The 15,430-nt window shown below is 68.3% G+C and carries 17 protein-coding genes; 5 read left to right on the forward strand and 12 right to left on the reverse strand.

Annotated features, from left to right (window positions below; translation table 11 throughout):
• Positions 1-186 precede the first annotated feature (186 nt).
• The gene (locus ABFX54_RS04935) at positions 187-1,659 is read left to right on the forward strand and encodes an APC family permease (RefSeq protein ID WP_346101723.1); all 1,473 of its coding nucleotides are present in this window, start codon (positions 187-189) and stop codon (positions 1,657-1,659) included.
• 72 nt (positions 1,660-1,731) lie between these two features.
• Here ABFX54_RS04935 and ABFX54_RS04940 read toward each other — a convergent pair whose 3' ends face one another.
• The 7 genes from ABFX54_RS04940 to rpsF form a co-directional block, all read right to left on the reverse strand.
• The gene (locus ABFX54_RS04940) at positions 1,732-2,475 is read right to left on the reverse strand and encodes an amino acid ABC transporter ATP-binding protein (protein ID WP_346101725.1); all 744 of its coding nucleotides are present in this window, start codon (positions 2,473-2,475) and stop codon (positions 1,732-1,734) included.
• 40 nt (positions 2,476-2,515) lie between these two features.
• On the reverse strand, positions 2,516-3,355 hold the full coding sequence (locus ABFX54_RS04945; protein ID WP_346101727.1) for an amino acid ABC transporter permease: 840 nt from the start codon (positions 3,353-3,355) through the stop codon (positions 2,516-2,518).
• Positions 3,352-4,203, reverse strand: coding sequence for an ABC transporter substrate-binding protein (locus tag ABFX54_RS04950; protein WP_346101729.1), 852 nt, complete (start codon positions 4,201-4,203; stop codon positions 3,352-3,354). Before ABFX54_RS04950 ends, ABFX54_RS04945 begins: the two co-directional genes overlap by 4 nt.
• A 267-nt stretch (positions 4,204-4,470) precedes the next feature.
• Positions 4,471-4,917, reverse strand: coding sequence for a 50S ribosomal protein L9 (gene rplI / locus ABFX54_RS04955; protein WP_346101731.1), 447 nt, complete (start codon positions 4,915-4,917; stop codon positions 4,471-4,473).
• A 14-nt stretch (positions 4,918-4,931) separates the two neighbouring features.
• Positions 4,932-5,168 carry a 30S ribosomal protein S18 gene (gene rpsR, locus ABFX54_RS04960; protein ID WP_020543048.1) on the reverse strand — a complete coding sequence of 79 codons (237 nt, stop codon included), beginning with the start codon at positions 5,166-5,168 and terminating at the stop codon, positions 4,932-4,934.
• 64 nt (positions 5,169-5,232) lie between these two features.
• Positions 5,233-5,796, reverse strand: a complete 564-nt coding sequence (locus ABFX54_RS04965) for a single-stranded DNA-binding protein (protein ID WP_346101734.1) — start codon at positions 5,794-5,796, stop codon at positions 5,233-5,235.
• 78 nt (positions 5,797-5,874) lie between these two features.
• A complete protein-coding gene (gene rpsF / locus ABFX54_RS04970; protein WP_106242878.1) occupies positions 5,875-6,165 on the reverse strand; it encodes a 30S ribosomal protein S6 in 291 nt (96 codons plus the stop codon).
• 193 nt (positions 6,166-6,358) lie between these two features.
• Between rpsF and ABFX54_RS04975 the strand changes: the two genes are divergently transcribed.
• The gene (locus ABFX54_RS04975; protein ID WP_346101735.1) at positions 6,359-6,676 is read left to right on the forward strand and encodes a hypothetical protein; all 318 of its coding nucleotides are present in this window, start codon (positions 6,359-6,361) and stop codon (positions 6,674-6,676) included.
• 97 nt (positions 6,677-6,773) lie between these two features.
• Here ABFX54_RS04975 and ABFX54_RS04980 read toward each other — a convergent pair whose 3' ends face one another.
• On the reverse strand, positions 6,774-6,953 hold the full coding sequence (locus ABFX54_RS04980; protein WP_346101737.1) for a hypothetical protein: 180 nt from the start codon (positions 6,951-6,953) through the stop codon (positions 6,774-6,776).
• Positions 6,954-7,137: 184 nt separating this feature from the next.
• Between ABFX54_RS04980 and ABFX54_RS04985 the strand changes: the two genes are divergently transcribed.
• Positions 7,138-7,881, forward strand: coding sequence for a deoxyribonuclease IV (locus ABFX54_RS04985; RefSeq protein ID WP_346101739.1), 744 nt, complete (start codon positions 7,138-7,140; stop codon positions 7,879-7,881).
• A gap of 79 nt (positions 7,882-7,960) precedes the next feature.
• Here the strand turns inward: ABFX54_RS04985 and ABFX54_RS04990 are convergent, their stop codons facing one another.
• From ABFX54_RS04990 to ABFX54_RS05005, 4 genes are all read right to left on the reverse strand, one after another.
• Positions 7,961-9,025 carry a mannosyltransferase family protein gene (locus ABFX54_RS04990; protein WP_346101740.1) on the reverse strand — a complete coding sequence of 355 codons (1,065 nt, stop codon included), beginning with the start codon at positions 9,023-9,025 and terminating at the stop codon, positions 7,961-7,963.
• A gap of 31 nt (positions 9,026-9,056) precedes the next feature.
• Positions 9,057-10,337: a glycosyltransferase family 87 protein gene (locus tag ABFX54_RS04995; protein WP_346101742.1), complete on the reverse strand. Its 1,281-nt coding sequence runs from the start codon at positions 10,335-10,337 to the stop codon at positions 9,057-9,059.
• A gap of 38 nt (positions 10,338-10,375) precedes the next feature.
• Positions 10,376-12,886: a transglycosylase domain-containing protein gene (locus tag ABFX54_RS05000; RefSeq protein WP_346101744.1), complete on the reverse strand. Its 2,511-nt coding sequence runs from the start codon at positions 12,884-12,886 to the stop codon at positions 10,376-10,378.
• Positions 12,887-13,118: 232 nt separating this feature from the next.
• A complete protein-coding gene (locus ABFX54_RS05005; RefSeq protein WP_346101746.1) occupies positions 13,119-13,505 on the reverse strand; it encodes a DUF5318 family protein in 387 nt (128 codons plus the stop codon).
• A 133-nt stretch (positions 13,506-13,638) separates the two neighbouring features.
• Here ABFX54_RS05005 and ABFX54_RS05010 point away from each other — a divergent pair, with 133 nt between their 5' ends.
• Positions 13,639-14,226: a PadR family transcriptional regulator gene (locus tag ABFX54_RS05010; RefSeq protein WP_346101748.1), complete on the forward strand. Its 588-nt coding sequence runs from the start codon at positions 13,639-13,641 to the stop codon at positions 14,224-14,226.
• A 13-nt stretch (positions 14,227-14,239) separates the two neighbouring features.
• The gene (locus ABFX54_RS05015) at positions 14,240-15,319 is read left to right on the forward strand and encodes an inositol-3-phosphate synthase (RefSeq protein WP_346101750.1); all 1,080 of its coding nucleotides are present in this window, start codon (positions 14,240-14,242) and stop codon (positions 15,317-15,319) included.
• Positions 15,320-15,430: the final 111 nt, after the last annotated feature.

The raw sequence follows: 15,430 nt of genomic DNA on the forward strand, positions 1-15,430 counted from the left end.
CAACGACATCCGCCCGATCGCCGCCGCTCCCCGCGCCCGGACCGCGCCTCCGCGACTCCGCGCGCCCGAGCGCCCGAGCATGACGTCGCACGGTAGCCCTGGTTGGAGTGCCAACGTGATGGTTTCGTGCTTGCTGTTGTCCGAGGGGTGAGACATTGTGGGCGAGTTCCCTGAGCGGGGTGTTCCTTGTCCACGATCCTGCGGCGCTTACCGCCTTCCGAGGCGACCGGCCTGCGTACCGGCGCCCGGCACAGCCTGGCCGAGCTCTACCGACCGGCCGATCTGGTGGTGCTCGGACTCGGTGTGATGATCGGCGCCGGCATCTTCAGCATCGCCGGCCGTCAGGCCGCCACCACGGCGGGGCCCGGCGTGATCCTGTCGTTCATGATCGCGGGGATCGCCTGCCTGCTCGCGTGCCTGTGCTACGCCGAGCTGTCCTCCACGATGCCGACCTCGGGCAGCGCGTACACGTTCACGTACGTCATCTTCGGCGAGGTCTGGGCGTGGATCATCGGCTGGGCGCTGATCCTGGAGCTGCAGCTGGCCGCGGCGGTGGTGGCCAGGGCTTGGGGCGAGATCGCCGTCGGCGCGGTGGCGAACTTCGGCGTGCGCGTCCCCGCCTCCGGCATCGTGCAGGATCTGCTGGTGTTCGTGATCCTGGTGCTGCTCACCGGCATCGTGGCGCTGGGCGCGCGGATCGGGCTGCGGGCGCTGTGGATCATGGTGTCGGCCAAGTTGCTGGCCATCGGCGCGGTCATCGTCGTCGGGGTCATGCACATCGACGTGGCCAACTACGGCGAGTTCTACGTCCCGCCCAAGACGCTGGAGGCCGCGCCGGCGACCATACTGGAGATCTTCTACGGCGAGAGCCAGGCGTTCGGCTGGTTCGGCATCTTCGCGGCGGCCTCGGCGATCGCGTTCGCCTACATCGGGTTCGACATCGTGGCCACCTCCGCCGAGGAGACCGTGAACGCGCGCAAGGCCGTGCCCAAGGGCATGATCCGCAGCCTGGTGATCGCCACCGTCATCTACATCGCGGTGGCGCTGGTCATGGTGGGCCTGGCCCCGTACACACGGATCTCCGAGGACGCGCCGCTGGCGAGCGCGTTCAGGGCCGTGGGCGTGGACTGGATGGTGCACGTCATCGACGTGGGCGCGGTGCTCGGGCTGACCACCGTGATCCTCGTGCTGATCGTGGGGCAGACGCGGGTGCTGTTCTCGATGGCCCGCGACGGACTGATCCCGCGCGGCCTGGCCACGGTCAGCCGCCGCTACCACACGCCTTCGCGGGTGACGCTGGTGATCGGGTTGGTGGCGATCGTACTGGCCGAGTTCGTGCCGGTGCTCACGATGCAGGAGCTCGTGGTGCTCGGGACGCTGTTCGCGTTCGCGTTCGTGGCGGCGGGGGTGATCGTGATGCGGCGGCGCATGCCGCACCTGGAACGGGGTTTCCGGGTGCCGCTCTCGCCGCTGCTGCCGGCGCTGTCGCTGCTGGCCACGCTCTGGCTCATGGTCAACCTGCGCGTGCTGACCTGGGCCTGGTTCGTCCTGTGGATGGCCTTCGGCCTGCTCGTCTATCTCGTGTACGGCCGCCGCCACAGCCTCCTGGCCCGCCCGAACCCGCCCCCGCGACCGGTGCACGGCCGGCACAGGCGCTGAAACCGGCGCACTGCTGCGCCAGAGCGAGCTGATCAGGACCGAGGGCCGGTTCACCATGCCGGCGCACGGCCGCTAGAACCGGCCCGACTCCAGCACGCTGCGCAGGAACTCCTGGGTACGCGGCTGCTCAGGCGCGGTGAAGATCTGCTCGGGCGAGCCCTTCTCCAGCAGCACGCCCCCGTCGAGGAAGCACACCGTGTCAGAGATATCCCGACAAAAGCCCATTTCGTGGGTCGTGAGGATCATCGTCATCCCCGACTCCTTGAGCTCCCTGATGATCCCCAGCACCTCGACGACCAGGGCCGGATCGAGCGCCGAGGTGACCTCGTCCAGCAGCATCAGCCTGGGCTGGGTGGCCAGCGCTCTGATGATGGCCACCCGCTGCTGCTGGCCGCCCGAGAGCCGGTCGGGGTAGGCTCGCGCCTTCTCCGCCAGTCCGAACCTGGCCAGCAGGTCGTACGCCTGCTCCTCGGCCCGCGCCCGCTCCACCCGGTGCACCTGGCGGGGCGCCAGCGTGATGTTGTCCAGCACGGTCATGTGCGGGAACAGGTTGAACGCCTGGAACACGATGCCGAGCCGCTTGCGCACCTGGTCCACGTTCGCCCGTGGGTCGGTGATCTCCTCGCCGTCGAGGTAGATGCTGCCGTCGTCCACGGTCTCCAGCAGGTTGACACAGCGCAGGAGCGTGGACTTGCCCGAGCCGGAGGCCCCGATGAGGCTGACCACCTCGTGCGGGGCCACCTCCAGGTCGATGCCGCGCAGCACGTGATGACCCTGGAAGTTCTTCCACACCCCTTCGATCGTCAGCAGGCTCATGCCGCCTCCCCTGCGGGGCGGCGGGTGGTCGTCGGCTCGCTCATGCTCCGCGCCTCCTGCGCGTACGGGCGGCCAGGTGGTCGGTGAACCGGGCCATGGGGATGGTGAGCAGGATGAACAGCAGCGCGGCGACCAGGTAGGGCGTGTAGTTGAACGTGCTGGACGCGTGGATCTGCGCCTGCCGCAGGGCCTCCAGCGGCCCGATCGTGGCCACCAGGGCGGTGTCCTTCTGCAGCGAGACGAAGTCGTTCAGCAGCGGCGGCACGACCCGGCGGGTGGCCTGCGGCAGCACCACGAACCGCATCGTCTTGACGTGGCTCAGCCCGAGCGAGCGGGCCGCCGCCACCTGGCTGGGATGCACGGACTCGATGCCGGAGCGGAAGACCTCGGCCACGTATCCGCCGTAGGAGAGCGTCAGCGCGATGATCCCCAGCGTCGCCAGGTCCGTGGGGATGCCCTGCAGCCTGAGCGCCGGAAGCCCGAACCCGATGAGGTAGATCACCAGGATCGTCGGCACGCCACGGAACACGTCGGTGTAGAGGGTGGCGAGGGCCCTGATCGGGAAGAAGGCGGGCGTCCTGACGCCTCTGGCCAGCGCCACCAGCAGCCCCACGATGAGGATCAGCGGCTCGGCGATGAGGAAGATCTTGATGTTGAGCAGGAACCCTTCCAGCACGTCGGGCAGCGCCTCGGCGAACTGGCCGCCGTCGAAGAACGTCGCCCGCACCCGGGGCCAGCCCGGCGAGCGGGAGACCAGCCAGACGAGCAGGACGATGAAGACGATCGTCGAGGCCGTCGCGATCGAGGCCGAGCGGCGCGCGTACGACCTGCGGACCTGCTCCCGCTTGACCTGGCGCTCGGACTTGACCCACTCGCTCATCGCAGTTCGGGGGCGCCCGCCGCCGAGCCGAGCCACGCCTGCTCGATCCTGGCCAGCTCGCCCTTCGTCTTCAGGGCGTCCACGGCCTTGTCCACGCACGGCTTGAGCGCGCTGCCCTTCTCCATGACCAGCCCGAACTCCTCGGGCGTGCCGCCCGTCGAGCTGAACTGGCCGACGATCTTCGACTTCTCCACCTGGGCCGCCGTCACGTAGAACGCCGTCGGCAGGTCGACGACGAGCGCGTCGACCTGCTTGTTCTTCAGCGCGTTCACCGCGTCGATCTGCTCGTTGTAGACGTTGGGGTCGCTAGACGGCTTGATGACGTTCTTGACCGCTTCGAGGGAGGTCGTCCCGACCTGTACGCCGATCTTCGCGTCCTTGAGCTCGGCCAGGCCCTTCGCGCCGGCGTACTTCCCGCCCTCGACCGCCACGATGGCCTGCTTGACGGTGTAGTAGCCCTTGCTGAAATCGACCGCCTTGGCCCGGTCAGGGGTGATCGAGACCTGGTTGACGTCGAAGTCGAACTGCTTCTCCCCCGGCGCGAACGCGGTGTCGAACTTCACCGTGTTCCACTGCACCTCGGTGCGGTCGAAGCCGAGCTCTCCCGCCACGGCGAACGCCACCGCGCTCTCGAACCCCTGCCCGTTGGCAGGGTCGTCGTCCTTGAACCAGGGTTCGTAGGCGGGCTTGTCGGTGCCGATCGTCAGCTTGCCCGGCGTGACCAGGGCGAGCTGCTCCTTGGTGCAGGCGGTGGAGGTGGTGGGGGCGGCCGTGGTCGCCGTGTCGTCGACCGGTGCGCAACCGACGAGCGCCACGGCCAGCGCGAGCAGCATGAGGGGACGGGCCACGGCCAAGCCTCCAGGGGGAACGTGCCAGAGAAACGAGGGCATTCTACGCCGATGGACTAGGGATTATCGTCCCGGGGGCCCAGCTGACCACGGCAATCGGCCCACCTGGGCTCGCGTCACGGCGGCCCGCCGGTGAAGGGTCAGAGGCCGTTTCCTGGAGGGCCCTCAGCCGAAGTGCGGCGGGTGGTTCGCGGTGGCCTGCCGTAAAAGAGGATGGCCTGAAAGAAGAAAAGACCCCCGCGAGCGAGGGCCTTCTCAAAACAGGCGTCAGCCTGCGACGACCTCGACGTCGACCGAAGCCGACACCTCGGGGTGCAGCTTGACGGTGACCTTGTGGGAGCCGACGCTCTTGATCGGGTTGACGATCTCGATGCGGCGGCGGTCGAGGATCGGGCCGCCGGCGGCCTTGACGGCCTCGGCGATGTCGCCCGTGGTGATCGAGCCGAACAGGCGGCCGGAGTCGCCCGCGCGGGTGGCCAGGCGGACGCGCAGCGCGCCGATCTGGCCGGCGACCTCCTTGGCGGTGCCGAGGTCGCGGATCTCGCGAGCGTCGCGAGCCTTGCGGATGGTCTCGATCTGCTTCTCGGCGCCGCGCGTCCAGCGCATGGCGTAGCCGCGCGGGATGAGGTAGTTACGGCCGTAGCCGTCCTTGACCTCGACGACGTCGCCGGGGGTGCCGAGGCCGGAGACCTCGTTGGTGAGGATGAGCTTCATTTCGACAGGCCTCCTTAGCGCGCGGTGCTCGTGTAAGGCAGCAGAGCCACCTCACGGGCGTTCTTGATCGCGGTCGCCACGTCACGCTGGTGCTGGGTGCAGTTGCCCGTCACCCGGCGTGCACGGATCTTGCCGCGGTCGGAGATGAACTTCCGCAGCAGCGCCGTGTCCTTGTAGTCGACGTAGGAGATCTTGTCGTGGCAGAACAGGCAAACCTTCTTCTTGGGCTTGCGCAGTGCCGGCTTGGCCATCGTGGTGCTCCTTTCAGAGCCCCGCTGTCAGAGCGGGAATGGACTCGGGCTTGTGGACTGGGATTTAGAAAGGCGGTTCGTCGCTGAAGTCGTTGCCGCCGCCGCCGAAGCCGCCGCTCTGCTGACCACCGCCACCGCCGCCGAAGCCGCCGCCTCCGCCACCCTGGAAGCCGCCGCCCTGAGGCGGGGCTGGGGTGGCCGAGGCCCACGGATCGTCGGCGGGACCGCCGCCGAAGCCGCCGCCGCCGCCCCCACCTTGGCGGGAGGTGCGGTTGACCTTGGCGGTGGCGTTGCGCAGAGACGGGCCGACCTCGTCGACCTCGACCTCGTAGACCGTGCGCTTCTCGCCTTCCTTGGTCTCGTAAGACCGCTGCTTGAGCCGCCCCTGCACGATGACCCGCATGCCGCGCTGGAGGCTCTCGGCGGCGTTCTCCGCCGCCTGCCGCCAGACGTTGCAGGTCAGGAAGAGGCTCTCGCCGTCTTTCCACTCGTTGGTCTGTCGATCCATGAACCGCGGAGTGGACGCGATGCGGAATCGAGCCACCGCTTGCCCCGTCGGGGTGAAGCGCAGCTCCGGGTCGTCGACCAGGTTGCCGACGATGGTGATTACGGTGTCGCCTGCTGCCATGGCTAGCGCTCGCCTTCCTGCACGCCTTCGCTTGGGTTACGGCTCAGAGTACGGGGCTCCCCCGACAAAAACCGGAGGTTAGTGCACGTCCGGACGCAGGACCTTGGTGCGCAGGATGCCCTCGTTGAGGTTCATCTGCCGGTCGAGCTCCTTGACCGTCGCGGGCTGCGCGGACAGGTCGATGACGGCGTAGATGCCTTCCGACTTCTTGTCGATGTCGTAGGCGAGACGGCGACGGCCCCAGACGTCGACCTTCTCCACGGTGCCGCCGTCGTTGCGGACCACGGTGAGGAACTGGTCGAGGGACGGCGCGACGGTGCGCTCATCGAGCGAAGGGTCCAGAATGACCATTACTTCGTAACGACGCATGCGGGACTCCAACCTCCTCTGGACTCTTGCGGTCACGACACTCTGCCGTGACAGGAGGACGCTGACGTCTTGCCCCGGGCGGGCCCCTTTCGGCAGCCCGGGCTGATGGATCATCCATCACAACGCAGCGTGCCCCAGGTTACCAGCAGCGAGTAGGTGGGAAGGCCTTTAGGAAACCTAGGGGGTGGTGGTCGTGCCACATGTGCTTCAACCCTCCGAGAGGGAACGCTTCAGGCTCACGCTCAACACCGACGGACGCCCGCATCCGGTGGAAAACGTTCTCGCCGTCGTCACCCTGGTGTGCGGCGTGGTCGCCTTCGTCGCGACGTTCTGGACCTCGGCGCACATGATCGCGTCGTGGGTCGGCACGCTCGGGTTCGGCGTGGGGCTCTACTCACAATACGTCTCGGCGACGACGCCGCAGCGGGTGCTCAACATCGTGGGGCTCGTCGGCGCGTTCGTCGGAGCCGCGCTGGGCATCGCCCACGGCGGCTTCCTCCCCCACCCATGACCCCCCCATGAGCCCCACCCGTAAGCCCCACCATAAGCACTGCGCACACGAGAGACGACCCCGGCAGCACGTCTGCCGGGGCCATCCGATATGTGACTCACGCGCCGATGTGCAGGTCTATGCCGAGCAGGATCAGGAACCAGAGGAACACCGCGAGCAGCGCCTCCGCGAGGTCCCGCAGCAGCCCCGGTGTGATGTAGTCGTAGACCCAGGCGACGTAGATGCCGACGATCACGTAGACCAGGACGATCAGCGCTCGTAAGCGCCAGCGGCTCATAGGGTTTCTCCTCGGGGTAGGGGGCGCCTCCCGACTGCCCTCCGGCGCGCCGGCCAAACACCGCTCAGCGGGCTCGCGACAGGGCTCCGGCTCGTGGCTCCGGCTCGGGGCCCGGGTTCAGGGCGGGCGGCAAGGGCTCCGGGACCAGGGCTCGGGACGAAGGGCGCGGGATAAGCTCGTCGGCATGGTGCGCATCGGAGCTCATGTCGGTCAGGACGACCCCGCCGCCCACGCCGCCCAGGTGGGGGCCGAGGTGGTGCAGTTCTTCCTGGGCGACCCGCAGGGTTACGACAAGCCCGTGCTGCCCGAGCAGCCGGTCGAGGGCGTCGACATCTACATCCACGCGCCCTACCTGGTCAACGTGGCGACCACCAACAACCGCATCAGGATCCCCAGCCGCAAGCTGCTCGAACAGCACCTGAAGGCGGCCGCCGGGCTCGGCGCCAAGGGCCTGATCGTGCACGGCGGCCACGTCAACAAGAGCGACGACCCGCAGGCCGGGTTCGACAACTGGCGCAAGGTGTTCGAGCGCATGGAGTGCCCCATCCCGGTGCTGATCGAGAACACCGCGGGCGGCGGCAACGCGATGGCGCGAAAGCTCGACCGCATCGCCCGGCTGTGGGAGGCGCTCGACGGGTTCGACGTGGGCTTCTGCCTCGACACCTGTCACGCTCACGCCGGCGGCGAGGAGCTGGTCGACGTGGTCGAGCGGGTCAAGGCCATCACCGGCCGCATCGACCTCGTCCACTGCAACGACTCGCGCGACGACTTCGACTCGGGCGCCGACCGCCACGCCAACCTGGGCCAGGGCAAGATCGACCCCGAGCTGATCCTCGCGGTCTGCCGGGCGGCCGGGGCGCCGATCGTGGTGGAGACGCCCGCCGAGGGCCAGGCCGACGACATCGCCTTCCTGCGCAAGAACCTGTGACCCACCAGTCCATGGCCGGTTGCACACAGCCTGTGGATAACTTCCCTGGATTACCGAGACGAAAAAGTGGGTAGAGGTCTCAGCCCGCCCACGCGCCACTCAGGAAACGCCCGGCGTTGACCAGCATCAGCGGCCCCGAGATCAGGGCATAAAGGACGATCACCCACGTCCGCCTGGTCGCGACCCTGGCCACCAGCACCCACAGCGGAAACCACAGCAGCAGCGAGCGCGGGATCGACAGGTAGTAGGCCGAGGTCATCAACGCCGCCGCCTGCGTGCCCGTGTAGACGGCCTCGCTCCACCGCCGCAGGACGAGCAGCCAGACCAGCCCGGCGACCACCACCACGGCCCCGGCCAGCTCCATCCGGAAGGCCACCGCGAAGTCGCCCCCGCCCATGGCCGTGTGCCAGGTCGTCGCCCACGCCTCCCACGGCCAGGCGAAGTCCCGCCCCCAGCCGGCTTCCTGCGCGTGCTTCCAGGCCAGCCAGTCGCCGGTCCTGCCGTAGTGGTAATACGAGTACGCCACCAGCGGAAGCACCGGCACGACCAGCCACCCCACCCGCCGCAACGACTCCCCGCGCATCGCGAACTCCACCACCAGCGCGACCGCCAGGAACAACCCCGTGATCCGCACGCACGAGGCCCCCGCGGCCAGCAGCACGGCGGCCGGCCAGCGCCCCTGCCTGGCGGCCAGCCACGCCGGGATCGCGAAGGCCAGGAACAGCGACTCGCTGTATCCGGCGGCCAGGAACACCGCCATGGGGAAGAGCAGCAGCGCCAGCACGGCCATCCAGCCCGATGCGCCCTCGACCTCGGCCAGCCGGGCCAGCGCGACCATGGCGACGGCCCCGGCCACCAGCGAGACGATCAGCCCGGCCGCCGCCCAGTCCGGCACCACGAGGTGGACCAGCCGCAACGCCACGGGCAGTCCGGGAAGGAACGCGGGCAGGCCGTCGTCCACCGGCTGTCCCGGCTCGCCGTCGTATCCGTGCTCGGCGATGGTGATGAACAGCGTCGTGTCCCACTTGCGCCACTTGTCGGCGTACCCGGACAGCGTCGCGCCGAGCAGGGTCGCCACCAGCAACCCCGCCCGTGAACCGAACCAGAGCAGCAGCGCGTCCCGGCCGGTGGAGCGGGTGATCATCCGGCCGGGGCGCCCGGTGTCGAGCGGGCACTCATCGGACGAGGGCCGCCAGCGTGAAACGGTCCTGGGCGCCGTCGAACACGCCGCCCGTCTGGTCGTCGATGCCCGCCTGACGCACCGTGTCCTTCTCGGGGCGCAGGATGTCACGCACCACGAACGCCATCATGATCCCGATGGTGATGATCCGGCCCCAGACGGCGGTGAAGTAAGTGTCGTCACCGATGCCCAGGTCGTCGCGGTCGAGCGGCGACTGGCCGACCAGATAGAGCCAGATGGCCACGAAATACCAGACCTCGGCCAGCTGCCACAGCACCAGCGGCTTCCAGTTGGGCCTGGCCAGCACCGCGAGCGGCACCAGCCACAGCACGAACTGCGGCGACCACACCTTGTTCGTCATCATGAACGCGGCCAGCGCGAGGAAGCAGATCTGCGCCAGCCGCGGCCGGCGCGGCGCCGCCAGCGTGAGCACGGCGATGCCGGCGCACATGATCACCAGCGACGCCATCCCGAGCACGCTCACGTCCCCGGTGCCGAGGACCGGCCAGCCCTTGTTCTGGAAGAACAGCCAGGCCGAGCCCCAGTCGACCCCGCGTTCCTCGGAGAAGACGTAGAACCTGCGCCAGCCGTCCCACGCGAAGATCATGAACGGCAGGTTCACCGCCAGCCACGCGCCCGCGCCCGCGGCGGAGGTCACCAGGAAGGGCCGCCATCGCGCGGTGCGCAACGTGAGCAGGAACAGCGCGCCCACGAACATGAGCGGATAGAACTTGGTCGCGATGGCCAGCCCCAGCAGCACCCCGGCCGTCACCTGCCGCTGCTGCTTCCAGGCCAGCAGCATGCCCATGGACAGCGCGCCGGCGACCAGGTCCCAGTTGATGTAGGCGGCCAGCACCACGGCCGGCGAGATCGCGTACCAGAGGGAGTCCCACCGGCGCGTCGGGCCGGCCACCGCGGCCATCAGCAGCACGCCGATCACGAGGCAGACGCCGAGCAGGATCACGGTCAGGTCGTAGAAGCGCACGGCCTGCGCGACCTTGTCCAGCTCCAGCGCCCGCGAGATCCAGCTCATCACCTGCATGACCTCGCCCAGCACCACGGGGTATTCGACCTGCTTGTCGAACGGCACCTGGGCGAAGTAGGGGTTCTGGGTGGCCAGCTCCCTGTCGAAGTAGAGGGGGTAGATGTCGGTGTAGCAGAAGTTCGTGTACGTGGTGACCTGGTCGTTCCAGCCCCCGGTGCGGCAGGGCAGGCGCACCACGTACGCCAGGCTCGCGCCGAGGGCCGCGATCAGGCCGAGGGGCAGATAAGGCACGGCACGCGTCACCCAGGTGGCGCGTGCCTCTGTGCTCGTCACTGGTCCTCTGGCCTGAAGTACATCGGGCCGGTCCCTGTGGGTCTGGCGTCGGGAGCGGCGCCGCCGTTCGAGAAGTCGAGGTCGCCCGAACCCGGACCGCCGGTGTCCTCGTCGAGACCGTCGTCGATGGAGGCGTCGTCATCGGTGCCTGCGTCGTCGCCGCAGTTGATGAAGCAGTCCTCGTCGCCCTGGTCGAACGGGTTGTCGCTGTCGAACGGGTTGTCGCTCTCCGGCGTCGGAGTCGGGGTCGGCGTCGGGCTCGGCACGATGTTCTCCGGCACGCCCACCTCGGCCCGGTCGGGGAACTGCTCGACGGGCAGGCCCTCGTGGGCGAGCTGCATGAACTTCTGCCAGGCGATCGTGGGCGGGCCGGCGCCCTCGAACCCGAGCGAGACCTCCTTGGGCCGTGTGTACGGGTTGTTCGGCCCGAACTTCTTGCTGCCCTTGCGGAAGATCGGGCAGTTGGAGTGCTCGGGCGGGACGACCCGGCCCGTCTTGGTCACGCACTGCTCGCGGTAGAACCCGACCGCCGTGGAGATCTGCGGCGTGTAGCCGACGAACCAGGCTTCCTTCTCGTCGTTGTTCGTACCGGTCTTGCCGGCCGCCGGCCGGGCGCCCAGGCCCTTGCCCGCCGCGGTGCCCGACTTGAGCACCTCCTGCATGGCGATCGTGGAGTCGGCCGCCACGCCGGGGTCGATGACCGACTTGGAGGGGGCCTGCTCGGGGTAGGCGACCTTGCCGTTGAGCTTGACCTGGCGCACCACGTGGTAGCGGGTGTATTTCCCGCCGTTGGCGAAGATCGCGTATCCGGCCGCCTGCTCCACCGGCGTCACCAGTGCGCTGCCGATGGCGAACTGGTAGTGGTGGACCTTGACGTCGTCCTCCATGCGCTGGGTGTTGAACCCGGCCGACTCGACCAGGTTCTTGACGTCGTCGAGCTGGTTGGGCAGCTTGAACGCCATCGACACGAACGCCGTGTTGACCGACTGGGCGGTGGCCTTGATCACGTCCACGGCCGCGCCGACGTTGTGGCTGTTCTTGATGCCGCCCGCCTGCTGGCCGGGCAGCTCCTTGGGCACGGTCTGGTTGCCCGGCACGTAGCTCTTGAGCGAGTAACCGGCCTGCAGCCAGGCCGCCAGCACGTACGGCTTGAACGCGGAGGCCGCCTGCTTGGTCGACTGGAAGGGCTCGTTCCACGGGTCGGTGAGGTAGTCGTCACCGCCGTAGAAGGCGAGGACGCGCCCGTTCTTCGGGTCCACCGCGGCCAGGCCGCCGTGGAACTCGGTGGACATGTTGAAGGCCTTGCGCGTGCTCTTCATCGCGGTCTGCGCGGCCTTCATGAGCTTCCTGTCGAAGGTCGAGACGATGTCGTAGCCACCGCTCTTGACCTCGTCAGGCGTCAGACCGCGCTGCTTCAGCTCCTGCAGCACCTGCTCGACCATGTAGCCGTTGAGGCCGCCGAGGCCGCCGTCGCCGGAGTTCTTGATCGTCTTGGGGAACTTGGCGGTCTTCGGCAGGTTGCCGTACTTCTCCGGCCACTGCTCGGCCATGTACTGGATGACCGTGTTGAAGCGCCACTTGAGCTCGGGGGCGTCGGGGGCCCACGCGGGCTGCTGGATGCGCGCGGCGAGGTAGGCGCCCTGCTCGGGGGTCAGCTTGGCGGCGGTGACGCGGGGGCCGAAGTACGCCTTGGCGGCGGCCTCCACGCCGTAGGCCCGGCCGAAGTTGACCGTGTTGAGGTAGGTGGCGAGGATCTCGTCCTTGGTCATGGTGTCGTCGAGCTTGACCGCGACGAAGATCTCCATGACCTTCCGCTTGATCGAGACCTCCTGGCTGAGGCCGTCGTAGTAGCCGCGGGCCATCTGCTGGGTGATCGTCGAGGCACCCTGGAGCTGCTGCCCGGTCGCGGTGTTCCAGAGCGAGCGGAACATGCCGGAGATGGAGATGCCGGAGTCCTCGTAGAACGTGTCGTTCTCGATGGCCACCGCGCCGTCCTTGACGCTGTCGGCCATCTTCTCGATCGGCACGATCTCGCGCTTGTAGCCCAGCTTGGCGATGACGTGCTTGCCGTCCCGGTAGTAGATCGTGCTCTGCTGGGCCAGCGCGTCCGCCTGCGCGGCGTCGGGCACGGGGGTGTTGGCGTACGCGACCATGACCATGCCGAACAGGCCGGCCGCGAGCACCACGGCGCCGGCCACCACGATCTTCCAGCTCGGGACGAACCTGCGCCAGCCGCCTCTGCCGCCGCCGTCCTTCTCTCTCGGCGGCCTCGGAGGCCCAGGAGGTTCGGGCGGGCCGCCCGCGCCGCGACGGCGTGAGCGCCGCGGCCCGTCGCTGACGATCGTCTCCTGGTTGGTCACCCCGCGCGTGTCCTGGCGCGCGTGCGAGCGCGGCGGCTGCTCGCCACCGCGCTGGTAGGGGTCACCAGGGCCTTGGTGGTGCTCGGCGCGCGCCTGCCGCGGCTCGGGACGCCGAGGCGGGCCCTCGTCGTACGGCTGCGCGGCCATGGCGCCGGTCTGCTCGTACGCGGCCTCCGCGCGGCGTGGCGGTTGCCTGGAGTCCCAACCCTGGTCGCCGGTTTGGGGTGCGCCATTTTGTGGCAAAGAACGGGGTGAGCTGGAGCGTCGGCGTCTCCCCGGGCGGCCGGTCCCCTCGTTCATGCTGTTACTCACACGTCCTCGCAACGTCATCGGAACAGAAACGGCGGTCGGGCGTGAGGTTTCTCGCCGCCCTCGGTCATCACGCTTGGCCGACGAGGTCAGGCGGTCCGTTCCCGAGGACGTACGAAACCGTCAGGTGATTCCAGGAACAACCTTGGCAGACCTCGACCACGTACACCCGGAACTCATCGTAATCATGGGCCATTGCGGCGAGTTCTGATGCGACCTTTGCCTGACCGGCATGCCTTCCGAGGCAATCGCCGTAGACATAGGTCACGTTGGTGACGTTCTCCCTTTCGCAGACCGGGCAGGGGCGTTCGGTCGGTTCGCCGAAGTGGCGCGCCGCGCGAAGGAGGTAGGGCTGTGCGTCACAGACGTCGCCGCGCGAGGCGCGCCCCGAACGCAGGGAGCGGACCACCGCCCGTTTCGCGAGGCCGTAATCCACCACCCTTCTCTGTGACCACATGGGCGCCAGACTACGGCGTTTTTCGGGTTGATCCCAACGGCTTGGCAGATTCAGAGATTGCCGTCATATAGCGACCCGACGTATCCTCGTGATGTATCGGCTCGATACATAGACGCGAGAGGGGACGGTTCCCATGGCCGGCGGACAGGGCAGAGTCCTGGAACTGGCCGTGCTCGGGTCGCTGCACGAGACTCCGCTTCACGGCTACGAGCTGCGCAAACGGCTCAACGCCCTGCTGGGGATGTTCCGTGCGTTCTCCTACGGGTCGCTGTACCCGTGCCTGCGCTCGCTCCTGGCCCAGGGCCTCATCGCGGAGGAGCAGCCCGCTCCCGCCGCGATCGTCGGCGGCAGATCGAAGATCGTCTACAAGCTGACCGCAGAGGGCAAGGAACGACTGCAGGACATGCTGACGCAGGCCGGTCCTTCCGCCTGGGAGGACGAGAGCTTCGGGGTGCACTTCGCCTTCTTCCGCCACACCGAGGCGGAGGTGCGCCTGCGCATCCTCGAAGGCCGCAGGAGCCGGCTGGAGGAGCGGCTCGACGCGGTGCGCACCGCGCTGGCGCGCACTCGGGAGCGTCTCGACAGTTACACGCTTGAGCTGCAACGTCACGGGCTCGAGTCCGTCGAACGCGAGGTGCGCTGGCTGAACGAGCTGATCGCAACTGAGCGTCGGGCCTCGTCGGAGGACAGGCCCGAAAGAGATACGTCAACTGATGAGTAAAGGAGCGAGTGCGATGGGTTCGGTTCGCGTGGCCATTGTCGGTGTCGGCAACTGCGCGTCGTCACTGGTCCAGGGCGTTCACTACTACAAGGACGCGGACCCGGACACACGGGTGCCGGGCCTCATGCACGTGAAGTTCGGCGACTACCACGTCGGCGACGTCGAGTTCGTCGCCGCCTTCGACGTGGACGCCAAGAAGGTCGGCCGCGACCTGTCCGAGGCCATCGTCGCCAGCGAGAACAACACGATCAAGATCACGGATGTGCCGCCCACGGGGGTGACCGTCCAGCGGGGCCACACCTTCGACGGCCTGGGCGAGTTCTACCAGGAGATCATCGACGAGTCCGACGAGACGCCCGTCGACGTGGTCCAGGTGCTCCGTGACAACCAGGTCGACGTGCTCGTCTCCTACCTGCCGGTGGGCTCGGAGGAGGCCGACCGCTTCTACGCGCAGTGCGCGCTGGACGCGAAGGTGGCCTTCGTCAACGCGCTGCCGGTCTTCATCGCCTCCGACCCGGTGTGGGCGGAGAAGTTCACCGAGGCCGGCGTGCCGATCGTGGGTGACGACATCAAGTCGCAGGTCGGCGCCACGATCACGCACCGCGTGCTGGCCAAGCTGTTCGAGGACCGCGGGGTCGAGCTGCTGCGCACGTACCAGCTGAACTTCGGCGGCAACATGGACTTCATGAACATGCTGGAGCGCAAGCGGCTCCAGTCGAAGAAGATCTCCAAGACGCAGTCGGTCACCTCGCAGATCCCGCACGAGATGGGCAAGGCCGACGTGCACATCGGCCCGTCGGACCACGTGCCGTGGCTCGACGACCGCAAGTGGGCCTACGTCCGCCTGGAAGGGCGCTCGTTCGGTGACACGCCGCTCAACCTGGAGTACAAGCTGGAGGTGTGGGACTCGCCCAACTCGGCGGGGATCATCATCGACGCGGTGCGGGCGGCCAAGATCGCGCTCGACCGGGGCATCGGCGGGCCGATCCTGTCGGCGTCCTCGTACTTCATGAAGTCGCCGCCCAAGCAGTACTCCGACGACGAGGCCCGCGACTACGTCGAGAAGTTCATCAGGGGCGAGGTCGAGCGCTGAACCGCCCCTGAACCAATCCTTCCGAGGTGCCGTGCCGACCTGTGCGCCGCTCATTCCGAGGCGCCGCAGCCGGTGCGCGACACCAGCAGGACGCCGCTCTTCCAGGTGGGC

It is taken from the genome of Nonomuraea maheshkhaliensis, from assembly GCF_039529435.1.
GTDB lineage: Bacteria > Actinomycetota > Actinomycetes > Streptosporangiales > Streptosporangiaceae > Nonomuraea > Nonomuraea maheshkhaliensis.